This is a genomic window from Halobacillus sp. H74 (assembly GCF_052246715.1).
Taxonomy (GTDB): Bacteria; Bacillota; Bacilli; order Bacillales; family Halobacillaceae; genus Halobacillus; species Halobacillus litoralis_A.
Window position 1 is genome coordinate 274791 of sequence record NZ_JBQQCI010000006.1, and the last position, 19782, is coordinate 294572.

The window sequence follows — 19782 nt, forward strand, 5'->3', positions numbered from 1 at the left end:
CAATAAGCACTGGTTGCTAACGACGCATAGGACGTTCAAGCGTGCGAACCTCTTCTTCAATTGAAGAGTATTGTGTTTGCAGTACTGTAATTGCATCGTTTACCGCATGATTATAAAAGTGTGGGGCTAGCGAGTCTTTGAAGAATTCCAGGATATTATCAGCTACAAACTCAGATATTTCTTCTCCTCTTTCGTTTAAGTAGAAGTATTGGATATCTTCGACCATCACTTGTCTCTGTTCTTTAGTTAATTCAATTTTCATATGATCACTCCTTTAAATAAGCAACAGGAGTATTATACAACGGTAGAAAAGTGGATTGCAGTCTTTTATTTAAGAAAAAATTGTGTACAAGATTGTTGCTTTATAAGGCACTTAAAATATCAAAACACCCAGAGCCAAAATAAACGATTTTAGGCAAAGCTTTCTGAATTTATTAAGCATAGAATCTAATTCACTGGATTTTTTTAGCGCTGCAGAATAGTCTTTCTCAACCAAGTAGGCATGGTACATTTCTTTTCTTTTAAATTCAATTCTGTCTCGTAATTGATCACAGCTCATGGTACCACTCCTTTTAAAAAGGATTATACTCTGCTTTAAAGCGAATAAATAGCAGACCATGATTAGTTCAAAAACATGTCACAATTCTAGTACGAATGAAGTGAGTCATTAGTTGTCAGATAGAAGCTATGATATAAGAAAAGCCTGGGCAAGAAGAACAGTATTTAAGTGAAAATAAATGAAGAAAGTGCCAAAGCGAGAGCCTTGACACGTTAACTGCTGGTATAACCATGCTTACTGATTCAGAATCAGTTATTAATTTGTATGAAACGAGTGTGGTTTTGTCCACACGATGTACATTGAGTCCAAAGTGTATGGACTACTTTTTCAGAGAACTCTTTGGGAACAATCTTAATAATTCTTTGTTCATCATTATAGCAATTCTTACAGTGATTTTTTATTAAGGAGCCCACTTCATAATGTTTCAATTTTTGCCTCCTCTCTAAGGTGGGGAGGCAACAGTAGGAACTTAATTTTAGTATATCTAAGTCATAGTTTCAAGGGATTCATGATTGCTAAGTTGATGGTGGTGTAAGTTTGTGTGAAAGAGAGTTGAGAAGCCGCTACATTATTGATTGAGAATACACTGCGTGATCATAACTGAGTTATCAACGAGGTTAAAAGGGCGGAAGGAGAAGTCCTTGGTTTGTTCCCAATCGAACCATCCGTACAAAGTGCTGGAATGATGCAGTTTCTCATCCAGGGAGAGGCGGCGTCATTTCTTTTATTGACTTAAGAAAATGCTTGTTCTCAAACGTCTCTGTTTAAGGCCAAGTATTTTTTGTTTAATTTTACATCTCCCTATATAGGTACGAATAGACTGAGTTTACCAACAAGTATAAGGGGAGAGGATAATGAGTGAAATAATTATTAATCTCTTCAGGGACACGACCTTTTGGGGGTCCTTGATAGGGACGGGACTGTCAGGAAGTATTGCCATCTATATAATGAGAAGCAGGATTCGCTATGAAGAAGCAATCAGAAGTAAGGAATCGATAGAAAATTTCTTGAAGGTGAACAGTGAATTAAACAGAGAACTGCAGAATGCCATCTCCAGCCTTGATTTTTACAATGATGCTTTCAACAAAAAGAAAACCCCTGATGCTAATTTGAATATGTTACAAGAAAGTTTAGAGAAAGTCGTGGAAAGATTGGAAGCTATAGAACTTAAGGGAGTGGAATATAGAGTAGAAGTAATTCATTCGGCTATCCTCAATGATTTGAAGTTCGTACTTAGAATGGATTATTCTGCTTTTTTTGAAGTTTTTGAGGTGGATAAGAATTTTTATGAGAAGCATAAGGCTTTGTATTATAATCAAATTGAAAAGAGATTAGAGGATTTGAAACAACAGTTAGATGTGTATAATGAGGAACAGGTGAAAAAATATAAAAAGATAAAGAATATCACTGATCTGTAAACCTTCACTATTTTAACAGGCTGGTGGTTCCTCGAAAAAGTTTTCTTTTTTTAAAATTACTTGTGTGAGATATACAATTAAGTGGTATTAAAGTCATAGAAGATACAGCCAAATAAATGTGAAGGAGGTGCGAGCTTTTGTTCCAGATGAATGAATCACAAAAGGAAGAATTCGACAAGCTTATGCATTCTTTGAGAAATGCTGAATCCATAGAAGAGACGCGTTATTATTTTGCTGAAATCCAACAGTATTTAGATTCATTGCAGGCGGAGAGTGGATCATTTATCCAAAAGGTGGATGATTCACATTTGAAAGAATATGAATCTTTAAAGAAGAAAATGATTGATGCCAATACCAAAAAGGAGGTTCACTTTTATGAAAATAAGATCCACGAATTGATTGATGAATTAGATGTAACAAAAATGTAATAAATTGTTAAAAAAGTATTTATTTTCAGAAAAATTAAGTGTATACTAATAACATGGTGTTCATTATAATGTTGTAGCTTCCTTCTAAAAGAATAACAGACTTAAAGCTTCTAGCGGTCTCTGGTCGATGATTAGTGCATATTAGCCTATGTTTCTAAGTATCTTCCGGGAGCCGCTTTTTTTAAGCTATTTTTAAAGGGGTGTGTCTATGACGAATACTGTGTTGATCGCTGGTTTGATAGGAGGTCTGACAGGGGTGATCGCTCATTTGATGAGGAATGGGAAGGTATTGATCTTTCCTAAAAAGAGAGTACGGCCTAAAGGTATATACCTTGGTTTTTTAGCAGATTTCTTCATCGGTAGTGCGGCCGCTATATTTGCGGTTACCTATTTAGTTCCAGAGCCTGAAGTTTTGAGAACATTGATAGGTATTTCCATTCTTGCGGGGATGACCGCTGAGAATGTGTTACTGAAAAGAGAATTGTCTACAGAAAAAGCAAAAACCGAGGGATTGGATCGTATTAATCAGAGACTTAAATAAACGTTGATACTCCAATCCTGTTTTTTTATGATGATCACCTTCTCCTTAACAAATCCTCTTACTCCCACTCCCTTTTCATGGTTTATTAAGCCTGCCGAGCTTAGTAAGCATCCCTATGAATTGATGATTAATCATACCCCTGGATGTGTGGGGGAATGGCTGATTTCAGGCTGGGTCGTTCACTAATATTGTCTTGTTTCAAAAAGCAGGGTGGAATCGGGAACACAGTTATTATATAGCAGATATACATAGTAAAAGACAGCTCCCTGAATGTAAGGGGGCTGTCTTTATAAGGTTCATTTATTAAGCACAAGCAGATGACAACTTATCAACTTGCTTCTTGAAATACTTATAATCCAATCCGTTTCGGTCAACTTCCACTGCTTTTATCAGAAATTCAGCAAATTCCCATAAATCTTTTTTTACCTCATTACCATTTACGGCTGCTACTTGATATAAAGCTTCAATCACTCCGTTCATCACGGAAACATCATTGCTTCCATAGATGCGGATTTGGTAAAAGCTCATGTAGAGGTATTCTTCGAACGGTTTTGGTTCCATAATCACTCTCAGATGCCCCTTATCATCGGAATAGTAGCGAATCGGTTGATATTCACTTCCAAGATCAGCGAGAAGTGAGCCGATCCTGTTGATACAGTTGATTGCCGTATGGGGGTCATTGATTCCAGGAGAGATCGCCTTCACAGCGATTTCTACCAGTTTCTGGATGGAGAATTCAATATCTTGAGTATCTACGCGTTCATTTCCGATCAGCAAGTACTGCTGACATTTTTCTTCTGCTTCCATTTCCCTGGCGCACCAGCATTTGAAAATGGGCATTCCTTTTTGAATGTAGTCTCCAATTTGGAACTCTGATTCAACAATCGCATCTTCATTGGCGGCCCATTCAATCAAATTCTTGAATTGCAGCTGCTGAATATAGCCGGAGTGACTGGCTGCAATCACTTGAGGTTCCTGTTGTCTTAAATCATTGATAACTTCCTGATCCCAGTCTGTTTCTTCATGAAAGCTTTTCTCTGCATAAGTGGTTTTAATGACGGTTGATGTCCGATTGCGTATTTCACTGATCAAATTATTGACTTGGACGAACCTTGACGAATGGTGGATGAAAAGTACAAAAAAGGCTAGACAAACAATCGAGATGAGGACAGTGAAAAATGGGCTTGCCATTACTTTCTTTTTATCTTCTGTCAAAATAAGCAAGTTAAGCAAAACGAAAACGAAACTGAAAGAATAAACCCCTAATACGTGTTGTGTGAAGCGGTTTTTCATAAAATCTTGTAACGTACGCGGAGAGAACTGTGTCGTGTAAGTAGTCAATACTACCATGATGGTGGAGAAGCTGATCGTCGTCATGGTGAGAATTGCTGTAATGAGTGCGCTGTATAAAGATTTGGCAATGTCCTGATTTGTTAAAACGATATTAGGTACAAAATCCTGTATGATGGGGAGCAGGAAGAAGTCTGCAATCGTAACGATAATCACAGCCAGGATAGAAATCAATCCATAAATAGCGGGTAAAAACCAAAAGCTATCTCGAACATTCACCCAGAATCTTCCTGAATTTGATGTGGCTCTCATGGTGTATCAACTCATTTCATATATAGATATACCTCTCAGATTTTCCTTTTTTCGCTGTACTTAAACTAGTTAAATCTGCCATTAGCTGGAATTAGGTAAAAAAGACGGGGTGAAAAGAACTTAACATGTTCATTATCGGAGAAATCAATCCGTGAAAAGTTCAAGTTACGAAAAAAATGTCGAAAATAGTAGTAAAAGGTAAAGAGGAGCTAATGTAAAGTGATATCGAATGTAGAAGTATACCTGGAAGTAATCGAACAGACGCTTGATTATGAGTGTGAATGTTGTGCTGGAACCATGAATCATCGCAGAATTACATTTGTGAATAAAAGTACCCCGAATGTCCTGTTAGAATGTAAACCTTGTGGTACAGCTGTATCATTTATCATGAACCGATAATCGGGGGAGTCACAATATGGATTTTATCAGCTACACCATCCAACAATTAATTCATTCACAATCCAATGTGCTGGCCGCAAAACTTCTGGTATGAGATTACCTTTATATAAAAGGAATCATTCATTTTTTAAAAGTTTACCGAGAGCACTGGTCTGGAAAAAGAAACCCAATAATCATCAATCGATAAGAACTAAAAAATCTTCACCATCCACTTCAGAAACATCTACTTTGAAGATATTCGCATAGATGGCTTTCATTTCATCAAAAAGCTCTTTTGAATAAATTGTCCTATGATAATCATCAGCATTGTCGTGCAAACAACGAAACTTATGTAAAGGAAGATTGATCGAGTAGGAATAATAAAGGTCAGTGTTACGCAGGAAGGGCTTTTCCTCCGGTTGTTGATTGTCCTGGGCTAGAGGACTTTTACTGTGTATTCTCACTTTTTTTGGTGTGGTCTGATCGTCTTCAAATGCATCGGATACACGATAAAACCTTGTTTTTGTGGATTGGGAAGGATTATCAACATAGCTTGTGCGAAAACTGAACTCAACCGCCCCCTTATTGCCATGGAGAACAGCAAATGCAAGGTAGGATTTTTGAGTTGCGACCCCGTGATCGATTTCTTCTTGATTGCTGAAGCAGTGGCAATAACTCTGGACCATTGCCTACACCATCCTTTCTGGTCCATTATAACACGGTTTTCCTTTAGTCATGGCCTGTTTCATCAAAACCGTAGGAGAGGTAGTGGGAATCGATTCGTAAAAAGATAAAAGCGAGCTACCGATTCACGGAAGCTCGCTTTTATCTTTTTTTAAATAGGAAAGAGAATGTTTATCCATTGACGGCCACTCCGCCATTTACGTGAATCATCTGCCCGGTAACATAACTTGAATCATCACAAGCAAGATAAACGAATGCCCCAGCCACTTCCCTTGGCTGACCTGGACGTGCCATCGGATTGTCGGATCCGAATTCAGCGACTTTCTGTTTATCGAAGCTTGCCGGAATCAGTGGTGTCCATATCGGACCAGGAGCGACACCATTCACCCTGATTCCTTTACTGACCAACGATTTAGCAAGCGATCTTGTAAAAGCAGTGATGGCACCTTTCGTTGAAGAATAATCAATCAGTTGTTCATTACCTTCATATGCGGTTACTGAAGAGGTGTTGATGATGGTGCTCCCTTTCCTCAAATGAGGGAGCACGGCTTTTGCCATGTAGAAATAGGAAAAGAAATTCACGCGGAATGTTTTTTCCATCTGCTCGTTCGTAATGTCCGTGAAATTTTCTTGTGGGTATTGCACGGCAGCGTTATTCACGAGCACATCGATTCTTTTGACGCTTTTGATGACTTGGTCGACCGCCCCTTCACAAAAGTCAGGATCTGCTAGATCGCCGTTGATCAACAAACACTTTCTACCTTCCGCTTCTACGAGTTGTTTGGTAGCTTCCGCATCTTCATGCTCATCTAAATAGATGATGGCAATGTCGGCTCCTTCTTTGGCGAAGGAAAGACTCACAGCCCGGCCGATGCCGCTGTCCCCTCCAGTAATTACAGCGACTTTTCCTTCTAACTTGCCGCTTCCGTGATAATTTTCGTCAACAAACTCGGGAAGAGGTTTCATTTCAAACTCAAAGCCGGGCTGTCGTTCCTGATGCTGTTTTGGCTGAATTTCTTTCTTTTTGTTCGACATTTTCTACCTCCTATGTAAAAAATCATCAAGTTTTAGCATGCCCCAATGAAAGGTTTTCACCCTAATAAAGGTCATATTGTCAATTTTAGTCTCCATTCATTTGACATTTCGTCCATTGATGTTGAAATATTCTGAATTTATAATATATTTGAAGGTGTTCAGAAACAGAATCTACCAATTGAGGTGAAGAAAATGGAGACAACTTTCTCAAAATCGAATCAGGTGGTCATTCAGAATTTCATTAATGGAGAATGGATTGCGTCTGAAGAAGGGCAAGTGGAGGAAGTGCCCAATCCCGCTACAGGAGAAATAATTGCCAGAGTTCCGATTTCATCAAAAGAGGATGTAGATAAAGCAGTCCAATCCGCGAGGGAAGCATTCAAGGGTTGGAAAAAGACCCCGGTACCGAAACGTGCGCGTATCATGTTCAAATACCACCAGCTCCTGGTGGAAAACCGTGAGGAGTTAGCAAGAGCACTATCACAGGAAAATGGAAAAACGATAAAGGATGCGACAGGTGAAGTGCAGCGGGGCATTGAGTGTGTCGAGTTTGCCGCTGGCGCACCAAGTCTGATGATGGGGGATGTCCTGCCTGATATTGCAGAGGGAATCGACTCTGGAATGTACCGTTATCCCGTTGGAGTCGTAGGGGGAATTACGCCTTTCAACTTTCCGATGATGGTGCCATTATGGATGTTCCCGCTTGCATTAGTTTGTGGAAATACATTCGTTTTAAAACCGTCAGAACGTACACCGATTTTAGCGAAGATGCTTGTGGAGCTATTGCACGAAGCAGGGCTTCCTAAGGGTGTGATGAATATAGTCAATGGTGCTCACGATGTCGTTAATGGATTGCTTGAACATGAAGATGTCGACGCCATTTCTTTTGTCGGATCCCAGCCTGTTGCGGAGTACGTTTACAAAACGGCAGCAGACCATGGCAAACGCGTGCAGGCTCTTGCAGGTGCAAAAAACCATTCGATCGTCTTACCTGACTGCAACCTGGATAAATCTGTAGATGGGATCATCAATGCAGCATTCGGCAGTGCAGGGGAACGGTGTATGGCATGCTCCGTAGTTGTAGCTGTAGGAGATGTTGCCGACGATCTTGTTGCTAAATTGAAAGAAGCTGCTGATCAGCTTAACGTCGGAAACGGCTTGGAAGAAGAAACGAGTCTCGGGCCATTGATTCGCGAATCTCATAGAGAACGTGTACTTGGTTATATTGAAGCAGGCGAAGGTGAAAACGCGAAACTCGTCCGCGATGGAAGAGTTGAATTAAGAGAAAATGAAGAGGGCTACTTCCTTGGTGCAACGATTTTTGACTATGTGACAGAAGATATGAAGATTTGGAAAGATGAAATTTTCGCCCCCGTTCTCAGTGTTGTCCGTGCTGAAACCTTAGATGAAGCGATTGAAACGGCTAATAAATCTGAGTTTGCCAATGGTGCGGTCCTATACACATCCAGCGGGAAAGCGGTCCAGCAATTCAGGGAAGAGATGGATGCCGGCATGTTAGGTGTGAACGTCAATGTACCAGCACCGATGGCTTTCTTCCCGTTCTCCGGAAACAAAAAGTCGTTCTATGGCGATCTCCACGCCAATGGAAAAGATGGCCTCAATTTCTATACGAAGCGGAAAATGCTTACTCAACGCTGGTTTTGATCTTATCGGGAAAGCTGAAACCCTGAATGGGATTTTCAGCTTTTCTCCTATTCCCACCCCTACAAGGAAATCCTACCATTTCAAAATATTTCTTGTACAAAACGCAAAAACGTATAAAAAAACATTTTACAAAATGTATAATGGCAAATTTGTAATATTAGTGTAAAGTATAGATTAAATTACAAAATATTCTGTATATTTCAAAAAAATTGAGGAGGTGTTGAAAAAGGGGAAACATTTTTTGGGGAAAATGTTGAGAAGGAGCAAACGTATGAGTAAACAAAATAGAGCGCTACATAAGGAGGAAATGAGATGTCCGATAAAGTGCAAATTGGTTTGATTCAAGCTTCTCACGATGTGGATGGCAATGAACCCGTGGACGTTCATAAAGAACAATCGATTGAAAAACATATCAAACTGGTAAGAGAAGCCGCAGACAAAGGTGCTCAAATCATTTGTCTTCAGGAAATCTTCTATGGTCCATACTTTTGTTCTGAGCAGAACTCGAAATGGTATGAAGCTGCGGAAGAAATTCCGAACGGTCCAACGACCATCCGTTTCCAGCAGCTGGCGAAAGAACTTGGGGTCGTAATCGTTCTGCCAATCTATGAAAGAGAAGGAATCGCAACTTACTATAATACGGCAGCAGTGATCGATGCCGATGGATCCTATCTTGGAAAGTATCGTAAACACCATATTCCTCAGGTCGGTGTAGGGGACAAGGGATATGGATTCTGGGAGAAATTTTACTTTAAACCTGGCAACCTGGGCTACCCTGTATTTGATACGGCATTTGCGAAAGTCGGTGTGTACATTTGTTATGACCGCCACTTCCCAGAGGGTGCAAGAGTACTCGGTCTGAACGGAGCGGAAGTCGTCTTCAATCCATCCGCAACTGTGGCAGGTTTATCTGAATATTTATGGAAGCTGGAGCAGCCTGCGCATGCTGTGGCCAATGGTTACTATTTAGGAGCAATCAATCGTGTCGGGTATGAAGGGCCTTGGAACATGGGCGAGTTTTATGGTCAGTCTTACCTTGTGGACCCACGCGGAAACTTTGTCGCAACAGCCAGCCGAGACAAAGATGAAGTGATTATCGGGGAAATGGACAAGAAATTCATTCGGGAAGTTCGGGATACGTGGCAGTTCTATCGCGATCGCCGTCCGGAAACGTACGAGAAAATGGGAGAGCTGCTTCCGTAACAAAACCCAGACACACGTAGAAGTTCTGCATAGAGCAAAGGAAAATATATATTATTTTTCTCTATGTGGAACTTTTTTATTTAGCACTTTGATTCGGTCCTGTATTCATACAGTGCTTTTCTGTAAGTGTAACGGTGGTAGCCGTTTGGTTGGATGCCAAAGGAAGCTTGATGATTTTCTTATGAGATCAAGCATTTTGAATCATCGAGTACCGATGGGCAAAACCATAAGATCGTTTTGTAGGAAGACCAAGCAGTCACTTATTTCTCGCTTAACTTTGTTGGAGTTATCCTGGTATCTCCATGTTTGCAGCTATAAAAAGGAGGTTCATTGCATTGACCACGTTAAAAAGTAAAGGGATATCCTTAGAAAACTTGAAAGTGAATTTCGAGGAAGTGCATGATGGGCTGAATGCTCAAGAAGCGATGGAAGAGTCCAATCGCTGTTTGTATTGTTATGATGCGCCATGTATCCAGGCCTGTCCTACGGGGATTGATATTCCTAAGTTCATTAAGAAAATCGCTTCCGGCAATTTGAAAGGGTCTGCAACAACAATCATGTCATCAAACCCTGTCGGAGCGACTTGCGCCCGTGTCTGTCCGACAGAGGAATTGTGTGAAGGTGCCTGCGTCCTGAACCATTCTACAGAGCCGATCGTCATCGGCGATTTGCAGCGCTTTGCTACGGATTGGGCGATAAAAAATGAGCAATTGTTATTCGAACCTGGTGAAAAGAATGGAAAAAGAATAGCTGTCGTCGGGGGAGGACCTGCAGGGTTATCCGCTGCTCGGGAACTGGCACGTTTCGGATATGATGTGACAATCTTTGAAGCCGAAGCAGAAGCTGGCGGGTTAGACACGTATGGAATTGTCTCGTTCCGCCTTCCTCAGGATATTTCCCGTTGGGAAGTCGATCAGGTTAAACAATTGGATGTCGAAATCCGGACCAATACGAGAGTGGGGAAAGATGTAACATTTGAAGAGCTTGCAGAAGACTTTGATTCTACTGTACTTACAGTCGGTATGGGGAATGTTCCGATGCTCGGCATTGAAGGAGAAAATCTTGAAGGTGTCCATGATGCGATTGAGTTCGTGAAAAGCACGAAATCCGGACCGATCACTGAGGAATTACTTGGGAAGAAAGTGGTGGTCGTGGGCGCTGGTAATACCGCCATTGATGCAGCGACGTGTGCCGCTCGAAAAGGTGCTGTCGATGTGAAAATCGTATACCGTCGTACAGTGAAGGAAATGACAGCCTACGAATTCGAATATGATTTTGCGAAACAGGATGATGTTGAATTCAATTGGCTCACTCAACCAGTAGAGATCATAGGGGATGAGAACGGAAAGGTCACCCATCTCAAATGTGTGAAGATGGCACTTGGTGAGCCGGATGCTGATGGACGACGCCGACCTGCACCAGTGGAAAACTCGGAATTTGTCATGGAAGTTGATGCTGTAATCAAAGCGATCGGCCAGACACGTTATTCTGATTTAATAGAGGGGTTTGGACTGGAACATGATGGCGGTGTCGTAAAAGTAAACCCGGAAACATTGCAGACGTCGAACCCGGACGTTTATGCAGCAGGGGATGTCATTTTCGCCAAAGGGCAAGGAGAAGCGATGGTCGTAACCGCTGCGCAGCAAGGGAAAGAGGTTGCAATGGCCATCCATAAACAGCTTGCTCCAGCACCAACCGCAACCATTTAATAAATACTTACTAGGAGGCATTTCTATATGGCTGATCTCAGTTTGAATCTTGCAGGCATAAAATCACCCAACCCTTTTTGGCTAGCATCGGCTCCTCCGACAAATTCGGGGTACCAGGTGCAACGGGCTTTTGAAGCAGGTTGGGGCGGCGCCGTGTGGAAAACATTGGGCGAGCCGATCTTGAACGTATCGTCCCGTTTCGCTGCAGTTGATTTTAACGGAAAAAATGTGGCGGGCTTCAATAATATTGAATTGATCACCGACCGTCCATTGGAAGTCAACTTGAAAGAAATTTATGAAACGAAAAAACGATTTCCAAACCATGCCATCATCGCATCACTTATGGTAGAACCCACACAGGAGAAGTGGCATGAAATCGTCAAGAAGGTCGAAGATGTAGGTGTCGATGGGTTAGAACTCAACTTCGGCTGTCCGCACGGGATGGCGGAACGTGGGATGGGGGCTGCTTCTGGACAAGTACCTGACCTTGTTGAAAAACAGACGATGTGGGCGAAAGAAGTCGCTGAAACACCAGTAATCGTTAAGCTTACCCCGAACATAACAGACATTACCTTTACTGCTGAAGCTGCTGTCAATGGCGGCGCAGACGCAGTCAGCATGATCAATACAATCAATAGTTTAGCAGGAGTGGATATCGATACATGGGATACGATCCCGAATGTCGCTGGAAAAGGAGCGCACGGAGGTTATTGCGGTCCTGCTGTTAAACCGATTGCGCTTAACATGGTGGCTGAGTGTGCCCGTCATCCTAAAATCAATGTACCTATCTCCGGGATGGGCGGGGTATCAAGCTGGCGGGAAGCTGTCGAGTTCATGTTGATGGGCGCCACTGGTGTTCAAGTATGTACAGCAGCTATGCATCATGGCTTCAGCATTGTTGAAGACATGAAGGATGGATTGAATAACTATTTAGATGAGAAGGGCATCGATTCGGTGATGGATCTTGTCGGCAAATCGGTTGAGAAGTATTCGGATTGGGGTAATTTAGATCTAAATCATCAAGTCGTCGCCAAAATCAATAATGATGTGTGTATCAACTGTAATAAGTGCCACATCGCTTGTGAAGATACATCGCACCAGTGCATCGATATGCTGAAAGATGCGGATGGAAATGACATCTTGAAAGTCCGCGAAGAAGATTGTGTCGGGTGCAATCTCTGCTCGATCGTATGTCCGGTCGACGGCGCGATCGATATGGTGGAATATGCGAATGGCAAACCTCCGATGACATGGAATGAAAGACAAGCCGCCATCGGAGCCTCAGCTTCTTGTGATGTAGACTTAATCAAATAAATCCAAATGGAGGGTTAAAATGAAAAAAATCATTAAAAATGGACTCATTGTCACGGCTGCAGACACGTACAAAGCGGATATCATGGTCGAAAATGAAAAGATCGCCCTGATAGGTCAAGACCTCTCAGACCCATCAGCAGAAGTCATCGATGCGAAAGGCCATTACATTTTTCCAGGCGGGATCGACCCGCACACGCACTTGGAGATGCCGTTTGGCGGAACGGTCAGTAAGGATGACTTTGAAACAGGAACGATTGCTGCTGCACACGGCGGAACCACTACCGTCATCGATTTTTGCTTGACGAACAAAGGGAAGCCCCTGCAAAATTCCATCGATCAGTGGCATGCGAAATCGAGAGATAAATCCGTCATCGATTATAGTTTCCACCTGATGATCAGTGAAATGAACGATAGTGTGCTTGAACAGCTTCCTAGTGTCATTGAAGATGAGGGAATCACTTCATTCAAAGTGTTCATGGCCTACAAGAACGTCTTCCAGGCGGATGATGAAACCTTATTCCGTACTTTGGAAGAAGCGAAAAGACTCGGAGCGCTGGTCATGGTGCATGCTGAGAACGGTGATGTCATCGATCACCTAGTGAAGAAGGCACTCGACGCAGGACAGACCGACCCGATTTATCATGCCTTGACGCGTCCTCCTGAAGCAGAAGGAGAAGCGACTGGCCGTGCAGCACAGCTGACAGGTCTAGCGGATTCCCAGCTTTATGTCGTCCACGTCTCCTGTGAAGACGCCGTCAAAGAAATTTCGGAAGCAAGGAAAAAAGGCTACCACGTGATTGGTGAAACGTGCCCGCAGTATTTAGTCCTTGATCAATCCTATTTAGAAAAGCCGAACTTTGAAGGGGCGAAATACGTATGGTCACCACCACTGCGTGAGAAGAAGAACCAGGAAGTACTTTGGAACGCACTGAAAACAGGTGAACTGCAGACTCTCGGCTCCGATCAATGCTCCTTTGATTTCAAAGGACAAAAGGATTTAGGGAAAGGGGATTTCACAAAGATTCCGAACGGGGGCCCGATTATCGAAGATCGCATGAGTATCCTTTTCTCCGAAGGGGTGAAAAAAGGAAGAATCAGTTTGAATCAGTTTGTTGATATCACTTCGACCAGAATTGCAAAAACGTTCGGGATTTTTCCACAGAAAGGAACGATCAGTGTAGGTGCTGATGCAGACCTTATCATCTTTGACCCGAATATCGAACGAACGATTTCTGTAGAAACGAGCCACATGGCGGCAGACTACAATCCATTTGAAGGGATGGAAGTGACGGGGCAGCCGGTCAGCGTCCTATCCCGCGGAGAATATGTCATCCGTGATAAAGAATTCGTCGGTAAGCTCGGTTCCGGTCAATATTTGAAACGAGCCCGGTTCGGCGAATTGAAAACCTCTCAGGAAGAACTTTACCAAAACTAGTCACACCAATGTCCAAAAGCCAGAGATAGATAACAGGCACGCAAGGTTTTGGCTGACAAAACCTTGCGGATGCTTCAAAAAATTATAGGTATCATTAGGAGGCTTCCTGTCTATGGACAAAAAAGATAACCATTTGATGTCACCTGACCTCATGCCGATCCCTCATCATGAGAAGAAGATTGGAACATTAGGTTTTACATTTATGTGGGTCGGGATGGCTGTTGTGTTAGCTGCTTTTGCCATTGGTGGTGCAGGTGTTCAGTCCATTTCGCTTATTTGGGTGGTTCTCGGTACGTTACTGGGAACTTTATTAATAGGTTTTGCCATTACATTGACTGCCGATATCGGTATTGAACACGGGATTTCATTTCCTGTCTATATGAGGGCTCCGTTTGGAACTTTAGGTACGCATTTTCCGTCTATTGTCAGAGGTGTAGCAGCCTCGATGTGGTTCGGGATCAACACATTCTTCGGATCCACGGCAATCAATGGGATTTTGAACATTTTGACAGGCTTTGATAATTGGTTCATATGTTATGTCCTTTTTGCTTTATTCCAATTATTCAACACTGCACTGGGTATCAAGGCCGTCGAGAAATTCGCTGATTTGGCAGCACCCATCATCATTCTCATCGGGGTTTGGATGTACTTCAATTTGGCTGGAACAGCTTCTGGTCAAGGCAAGGATATTTGGGCATGGGTGGAGAGCCCTGTCACGGGGGGAGCCGCTTTTACAGCCTTTGTTGTCGTCGTTGTCAGTAATATGGGCTACTGGGCGACACTGGCTGCTGATATTTCATCTATTTCCCGTTTTATTAAAGCTCCTAAACACGAAAGGAATTGGTTTAAGCGGAACAAGGGTGCGATGGTCGGTAGTTTAGTCGGTTTGCCACTGACCCAAACGTTCATCGTAGTGCTTGGTGCCGTTTCTTATATTGCCGTTTCTAACTTTGACCCAGTGGTCGCCTTGCAGGAATCGGCAAGCGGTTTAGTTTTGGGGATTTTATTGTTAATGATTGTCTTGGCACAATGGTCGACGAACGTTTCGGCTAATATCGTCCCTGCCGCTACCATTTTCTCCAATGTAGGTGGCCCGAAGCTTCCGTTCTGGGCCGGTGTTTTCATTGCTGGACTTGTCGGGACAGTAATCCAGCCGTGGAGCATCTTCAATCTTTTGATTCCTGTTTTATTAATTGCTGCAGCGATCCTCTCTGTGATTGTAGGGATCATTTTTGCCGATTATTATTTATTGAGGAAAAGGAGAATGAATGTCTATGACCTTTATAAAAGCGGTGGACAGTTCCGTTATGATGGGGGCGTCAACTGGGCGGGGATTATTTCCTGGGTGATAGGGAGTGTCTTCGCGTACACGTTCAGCACCTACTCATTTTTTGTAGGATTTGGAATCGGTGCTTTATCTTATTATCTTTTAGCGAAGTACTGGTATTTCAAGAAACACCCGCAGGCTGAAATCGAAACACCGGATGATCAACAGTATCTCGGAATCACTGTAGGAAGAGACTGGCATATCGGTGAAGGGTTTACGGAAGAAAAACTCGGGAAGAAAACAGGCACCGAAACCGCTGCTACCAAAGCGGATGCCTGAAAATAGAGGAGGAGAACTATGTCATCCTATCGTGAATTTGAGGCGGAGCGGGAAAAAATCGATTTCCTGCTCGAACAAGGCTACATCATTAAAGGTGTGACGGAAAATTTGAGTGGTGCTTTTCTGGAATTCGAATACCAGGGAAGCGATCCGGATCGGAGTAAGCGGGAGATGCTGCACATTCTTCATCCGGATTCCCGGAAATATTTTTCTACTATTCTCGTACAGCAGCAGAAAAAACAAAAAGTACAATAGGCAGTGGGTAAGAGGATCAGCTGAGTCTGATTCTCTTTTTCTATGTACTCGAGGGTTCCCGGTCCATCTGCAGTCTTGTTGAACAATTAAAGTCAGCCTGGTTAATTCCAGTTATGTAATATTATCTCACAATATATTAGATTTTTCTGAAATTTTATAGTACCTTTGAAGGGGGGTATTTCAATGAAGTATCGCGTTTCGATTGGAAACATTTTGGAAAGAAAGCACTTTGAATCTGCGCGGGTTGTGGCTGGGCAAGAGGGGATCGACAAACTTGTGAAATGGGTGCACGTCTTCGAAATGATTGAGGTCAGGGGGAACCTCAAAGGTGGAGAATTGGTGCTGTCGACAGGTTTTGGGTGGAAAGATGATGAAGAACTTTTCCTTACTCTCCTGGATCAGCTCATCAAACGTAAAGTCGCAGGCATCTGTATTGAACTAGGCAGCTTCATCAATGATATTTCAGCTGAAGCGAAAGAACTTGCTGACCAGAACAACTTTCCTATTATCGTATTTGAAGAGGAAGTGTCTTTTGTAGAAATTACCCAGGACATTCATGCGGATTTGATCAATCAGCAGTATGAATTGATTTCAAATCTCGAAGATTACTCGCAGCGCCTGAATAAAAGGCTGCTGTCGATCGACAACCATTTTGAAATCCTTAAAAATTTACAGCAGTACATAAATTGCCAGCTTGTTTATATTGCAAAAGATCATACTGTCGTGACAATTCCGGCTTTAAGGGAAAAAGAGAGGGAAAGTATTCTGGCCCGCTTGAATAATCCTGATCGATGTCCTGCCAAACGTGTATTGAAACAGCCGGTGCAAGTATTTGAACGTGAGTTTGCCACAATCTATTTGGTTACCTACAAGCGTGAATTCGGAGAGTTTGAGTCACTGTTATTGGACCGCACGGCAACTGCTCTTGCTCAATATCTGCTGCGTGAACTTTACACGGAAGAAAAGAGAAAGGCAAGGGAAACAGAATGGCTCATCCAATGGCTTCAAGGCGAGCATGATCACGAAGAAATCAAGCATCATCTCGCGGTTTATAAAATCAACCAAACGATTACGGGTGCGGTCGTTCTGAACGTTAAACTGAACATGGCTGAAGGGCAGAAAATCGATCCGGATATCACCTATTTGAATATGCTTATCCATAACATCTTTGACCAGAATGGCTATTTTGTTTTTCCTGTGGAAAAACGCCATTTACTGACATTCATCCTGTTAAATAAAAAAGGGGAAGAGGACTGGAAGCCAAGGATTGAAAAAGGAATAAAAAGATTAGAGAAAATCAGTCTTCTCAATGATTCCAGCATTACGTCATTTCAAGTAGCAGGTGGAAAATTCGTCAAAGAACTTGACCGGCTGCATGAAAGCTTCCAGACTGCGCAAGAGACGCTGACGATCCAGGATAAATTACCGCCAGATCATCAAAAGTATTTTTATGAAGATATGCATATGTATCGGTTGATCTCCCTTGTACATAAACATAGTAACCTGGAGGGGCTGGTCCAAGAGTATTTAGAGCCGATCATCAAGTATGACGAGGACCATAAGGCCAATCTTTTGGAAACTTTGAGGGTGTATTTGGCCTGCAATGGTTCAAAAAAAGAAACGGCGAGCAAAGTATTTGTAGTCAGGCAAACACTCTATCACCGGTTGGAGAAGTTAGAAAAGCTTTTAGGTGCAGACTTTATGGCACCTGAGAAAAGACAGGTCATCGAATTTGCCCTTCTGGCCCACGAATACCAGCAAACCGTCTATCAATAAAAGAATAAAAGTAACCGCCGCTTATTCGTTTAGAATAAGTGTTTTTTTTATGACTCTCCTGTAATACACTTTCAGCTGTCGAATCTTTTTTCCATACGAATATCGGACCACAGTCGTTGATTCCAATAGGTGAAATCAGGAATACGGCCGATTTCATTGTACCCTAGCTTTTGGTACAGCTTTTGCGCCTGGGTGTTGAATTCAAACACGCCGAGTTCAATGCGTTTTAGCCCATGCTGTTCGATTTGTTGTTCTAAATATTGAATTGCATGGTATCCGATCCCTTTGCCGCGGCCTTCTTCCTCCCCGATCGTAATTCCTATCCAGGCAGTATCCGGTTCTTTTTTATAAAGGTGAGGTGGATCGACCATGTAATTCATTTCTCCAACCAGTTTATCATCGGAGTAAATGAGGTAAGTGGGGTGGTTCTTTAGACGATCGGTTAAGTCGTCTATTGTAATGAGTGTGTTTCCTTCTATTTCTTTATTGCTTTTGTTAGGACGTGTTAAAGGTACTAACATCGGGTCGTTCTCCCATCGGTTAAATGCGTTTATGATCGATGGATCAGGTGCTTTAAGTTCAGTGAAATGAATGTTCATGGCGGGCTCCTTTGATTTATTCGTTTCTTAAAGCAAGCTTATCATAAGGTTAATCGATTGCGTAAGCTGAAACCTTTGAAGAAAACAGTCCTCTCTTAAGTGTTGTCATTATGTGTAAGTTGAATTATTAAGGTTTGACACAATGTCTAATGAAAGTTACTTGTAAATATTAGATAATTAAGATAATTCAAAAAAATAATACCTTAAACCCATAAGGGAGGGCTCTCCGTTGACAAAAGCTGATGTGAAAAATGAAATGCTTGCGAAAGATGAAAAATATGTGTGGCACTCAATGAAACCCTATTCTCCTGATGATACGATGGTCGCTAAAAGCGCAAAGGGATCCTGGATTACAGATGTGGACGGAAATAAATACTTGGATGCTATGTCGGGATTATGGTGTGTGAATATCGGTTATGGCAGGGAAGAGCTGGCGCAAGCTGCCTTTGATCAACTGAAGGAATTAGCTTATATGCCTTTGACACAAAGTCATGAATCTGCCATTCAGCTCGGGGAGAAAATCAATCAACTGCTGGGCGATGATTATGTAGTTTTCTTTTCGAACAGTGGATCAGAAGCCAATGAAGCGGCATTCAAAATGGTGCGCCAATACCATCAGCAAAAAGGAGATCACTACCGCACCAAATTCATTTCCCGCTACCGCTCGTATCACGGGAATTCTACGAGTGCGCTTGCAGCGACCGGTCAAGCACAGCGGAAATATAAATATGAACCGCTCGGGCCTGGTTTCCTTCACGTTTCTCCACCTGATGAATACCGTAACGATCATAGTGAAGCTGATCAATGGGGGGCAAAGGAAATTGATCAGGTGATGACATGGGAGCAAAGTGAATCCATTGCTGGAGTCATCATGGAACCAATCATTACAGGAGGCGGCGTCATTGTCCCACCTGAACAGTATATGAAAGAAGTAAAAGAAATCTGTGAACGCCATGGCGCTTTATTAATCGTCGATGAAGTCATTTGCGGGTTCGGGCGCACGGGTAAGCCGTTCGGATTTATGAATTACGGTGTCAAACCCGACATTATCACAATGGCTAAAGGGATCACGAGTGCCTATTTGCCATTGTCCGCGACAGCTGTGAAGAGGGAGATTTATGAAGCTTTTTGTGGGGACGAAACCTATGACTTCTTCCGTCATATCAATACTTTTGGCGGGCACCCGGCTGCTTGTGCGGTCGCTCTGAAAAATATTGAAATCATGGAAAAAGAAAATTTATTCGCCCGCTCGGAACAATTGGGAGATGAAATCAGAAGTGAGTTGAATAGCCGCCTTCAAGCACATGAAAATATTGGAGATATTCGTGGGAAAGGACTCTTGATCGGTATCGAGCTGGTGGAAAATAAACAGACCAAAAACCCGCTGGACACCGCTAAAGTCAATCAAGTAATCGGCTATTGTAAAGAAAAAGGCATCATCATCGGCAAAAATGGTATGACAGTGGCCGGCTTTAATAATGTGCTCACACTCGCACCACCACTGACCATTGAAGATGAGGACGTGAACTTTTTACTGGATACACTAGTCGATGGAATCCATACAATCTAAGTAGC

The 19782-nt window shown here is 42.5% G+C and carries 19 protein-coding genes; 13 read left to right on the plus strand and 6 right to left on the minus strand.

All coding sequences use genetic code 11. From position 1 onward, the window contains the following. Positions 1 to 16 precede the first annotated feature (16 nt). Positions 17 to 262 (minus strand): DUF2164 domain-containing protein, encoded by a 246-nt coding sequence (locus ACTWPX_RS15440; RefSeq protein ID WP_443120511.1) that lies wholly within the window; start codon positions 260 to 262, stop codon positions 17 to 19. A 111-nt stretch (positions 263 to 373) separates the two neighbouring features. Continuing rightward, complete coding sequence (locus tag ACTWPX_RS15445) at positions 374 to 559, minus strand: Spo0E family sporulation regulatory protein-aspartic acid phosphatase (RefSeq protein WP_443120512.1); 186 nt, start codon at positions 557 to 559, stop codon at positions 374 to 376. Between the two features lie 854 nt (positions 560 to 1413). On the opposite strand from ACTWPX_RS15445, the gene ACTWPX_RS15450 reads away from it, so the two are divergent. The 3 genes from ACTWPX_RS15450 to ACTWPX_RS15460 all read left to right on the plus strand — a co-directional run bounded on the left by ACTWPX_RS15450 (position 1414) and on the right by ACTWPX_RS15460 (position 2946). Further along, on the plus strand, positions 1414 to 1977 hold the full coding sequence (locus ACTWPX_RS15450; RefSeq protein ID WP_128523466.1) for a hypothetical protein: 564 nt from the start codon (positions 1414 to 1416) through the stop codon (positions 1975 to 1977). 137 nt (positions 1978 to 2114) lie between these two features. After that, on the plus strand, positions 2115 to 2405 hold the full coding sequence (locus tag ACTWPX_RS15455; protein WP_443120513.1) for a hypothetical protein: 291 nt from the start codon (positions 2115 to 2117) through the stop codon (positions 2403 to 2405). Positions 2406 to 2613: 208 nt separating this feature from the next. Next, a complete protein-coding gene (locus tag ACTWPX_RS15460) occupies positions 2614 to 2946 on the plus strand; it encodes a DUF4257 domain-containing protein (protein WP_128523463.1) in 333 nt (110 codons plus the stop codon). A 303-nt stretch (positions 2947 to 3249) separates the two neighbouring features. On the opposite strand, the gene ACTWPX_RS15465 is transcribed toward ACTWPX_RS15460, so the two are convergent. Continuing rightward, the gene (locus ACTWPX_RS15465; RefSeq protein ID WP_443120514.1) at positions 3250 to 4515 is read right to left on the minus strand and encodes a DUF2254 domain-containing protein; all 1266 of its coding nucleotides are present in this window, start codon (positions 4513 to 4515) and stop codon (positions 3250 to 3252) included. A gap of 252 nt (positions 4516 to 4767) precedes the next feature. Between ACTWPX_RS15465 and ACTWPX_RS15470 the strand changes: the two genes are divergently transcribed. Then, positions 4768 to 4947: a hypothetical protein gene (locus ACTWPX_RS15470; protein ID WP_128523460.1), complete on the plus strand. Its 180-nt coding sequence runs from the start codon at positions 4768 to 4770 to the stop codon at positions 4945 to 4947. 176 nt (positions 4948 to 5123) lie between these two features. On the opposite strand, the gene ACTWPX_RS15475 is transcribed toward ACTWPX_RS15470, so the two are convergent. Both ACTWPX_RS15475 and ACTWPX_RS15480 read right to left on the minus strand, forming a co-directional pair. Then, complete coding sequence (locus tag ACTWPX_RS15475; RefSeq protein WP_443120515.1) at positions 5124 to 5612, minus strand: hypothetical protein; 489 nt, start codon at positions 5610 to 5612, stop codon at positions 5124 to 5126. Between the two features lie 169 nt (positions 5613 to 5781). Continuing rightward, entirely contained in the window at positions 5782 to 6645 is an 864-nt protein-coding gene (locus tag ACTWPX_RS15480; protein ID WP_443120516.1) for an SDR family oxidoreductase, read from the minus strand. Positions 6646 to 6837: 192 nt separating this feature from the next. Between ACTWPX_RS15480 and ACTWPX_RS15485 the strand changes: the two genes are divergently transcribed. The 8 genes from ACTWPX_RS15485 to ACTWPX_RS15520 all read left to right on the plus strand — a co-directional run bounded on the left by ACTWPX_RS15485 (position 6838) and on the right by ACTWPX_RS15520 (position 17608). Further along, on the plus strand, positions 6838 to 8310 hold the full coding sequence (locus ACTWPX_RS15485; protein ID WP_443120517.1) for a CoA-acylating methylmalonate-semialdehyde dehydrogenase: 1473 nt from the start codon (positions 6838 to 6840) through the stop codon (positions 8308 to 8310). Positions 8311 to 8622: 312 nt separating this feature from the next. Beyond that, complete coding sequence (locus ACTWPX_RS15490; protein ID WP_128523450.1) at positions 8623 to 9513, plus strand: nitrilase-related carbon-nitrogen hydrolase; 891 nt, start codon at positions 8623 to 8625, stop codon at positions 9511 to 9513. A gap of 335 nt (positions 9514 to 9848) precedes the next feature. Then, entirely contained in the window at positions 9849 to 11222 is a 1374-nt protein-coding gene (locus tag ACTWPX_RS15495) for an NAD(P)-dependent oxidoreductase (RefSeq protein ID WP_443120518.1), read from the plus strand. Between the two features lie 27 nt (positions 11223 to 11249). Then, positions 11250 to 12536, plus strand: a complete 1287-nt coding sequence (gene preA, locus ACTWPX_RS15500) for an NAD-dependent dihydropyrimidine dehydrogenase subunit PreA (protein ID WP_128523446.1) — start codon at positions 11250 to 11252, stop codon at positions 12534 to 12536. Between the two features lie 19 nt (positions 12537 to 12555). After that, a complete protein-coding gene (hydA, locus tag ACTWPX_RS15505) occupies positions 12556 to 13971 on the plus strand; it encodes a dihydropyrimidinase (protein WP_128523444.1) in 1416 nt (471 codons plus the stop codon). A gap of 112 nt (positions 13972 to 14083) precedes the next feature. Next, positions 14084 to 15577 carry an NCS1 family transporter gene (locus ACTWPX_RS15510; protein ID WP_443120519.1) on the plus strand — a complete coding sequence of 498 codons (1494 nt, stop codon included), beginning with the start codon at positions 14084 to 14086 and terminating at the stop codon, positions 15575 to 15577. Between the two features lie 18 nt (positions 15578 to 15595). After that, positions 15596 to 15832, plus strand: a complete 237-nt coding sequence (locus ACTWPX_RS15515) for a hypothetical protein (protein ID WP_443120520.1) — start codon at positions 15596 to 15598, stop codon at positions 15830 to 15832. Between the two features lie 183 nt (positions 15833 to 16015). After that, a complete protein-coding gene (locus tag ACTWPX_RS15520) occupies positions 16016 to 17608 on the plus strand; it encodes a PucR family transcriptional regulator (protein WP_443120521.1) in 1593 nt (530 codons plus the stop codon). Between the two features lie 71 nt (positions 17609 to 17679). On the opposite strand, the gene ACTWPX_RS15525 is transcribed toward ACTWPX_RS15520, so the two are convergent. Then, positions 17680 to 18207 (minus strand): GNAT family N-acetyltransferase, encoded by a 528-nt coding sequence (locus ACTWPX_RS15525; RefSeq protein WP_443120522.1) that lies wholly within the window; start codon positions 18205 to 18207, stop codon positions 17680 to 17682. Positions 18208 to 18436: 229 nt separating this feature from the next. Between ACTWPX_RS15525 and ACTWPX_RS15530 the strand changes: the two genes are divergently transcribed. Further along, on the plus strand, positions 18437 to 19777 hold the full coding sequence (locus ACTWPX_RS15530) for an aspartate aminotransferase family protein (RefSeq protein WP_443120523.1): 1341 nt from the start codon (positions 18437 to 18439) through the stop codon (positions 19775 to 19777). The last annotated feature ends 5 nt before the right edge of the window (positions 19778 to 19782 follow it).